Source organism: Salinimicrobium sp. WS361 (assembly GCF_050750585.1).
Lineage (GTDB): Bacteria > Bacteroidota > Bacteroidia > Flavobacteriales > Flavobacteriaceae > Salinimicrobium.
On the sequence record NZ_JBOJLM010000062.1, the window covers coordinates 1 to 607 of the forward strand.

Genomic DNA, 607 nt, shown 5'->3' on the forward strand with positions numbered 1-607 from the left:
AGATCTATCCTATGTGAGGAGTTTACTATCCTGTCCAGGATTGCATCAGCAATAGTTCCTTCCCCTATAATATCGTACCATGCAGATACCGGTATTTGAGATGATAATATGGTAGATGTTTTATTGTATCGGTCATCGATTATATCCATTAAGGTCTCTCTTGCATGATTGTCGAAGGCTTGAAGTCCAAAATCATCAAGGATGAGCAGATCTGCTTTAAGTAGTTTATTTAATTCTTTGAGATAGGTTCCATCAATTTTACTGAGTTTTAACTTCTTAAATAGACGGGCAGTGTTTGAGTAGATGGTTTTATATTCCATCATGCAGGCCTGATGACCTAAGGCCTGTGCTAAATAACTTTTGCCTACTCCGGAGGCACCGGTCAGTATAAGGTTTTCCTTTTTAGCTATAAAATCCAGGGATCCCAGACGAACAAACATGTTCTTGTCGAGGTTACGATTGGAGGCGTAGTTTACTTCAGCAAGACTTGCTTTCTGCCTAAAGTTTGCCTGTTTAAAAAGACGATCTATCTTCCGGTTCTGGCGATCCTCCCACTCATGGTCTGTGAGTAGTGCCAGATATTCATCGGCAGTGATATCGTTTAATT

The 607-nt window shown here is 40.2% G+C and carries 1 protein-coding gene; it reads right to left on the bottom strand.

Annotated features, from left to right (window positions below; translation table 11 throughout):
- Positions 1 to 607: IS21-like element helper ATPase IstB (gene istB / locus ACQ93I_RS17240; RefSeq protein WP_431699613.1), on the bottom strand; the 607-nt coding region annotated here is incomplete at both ends.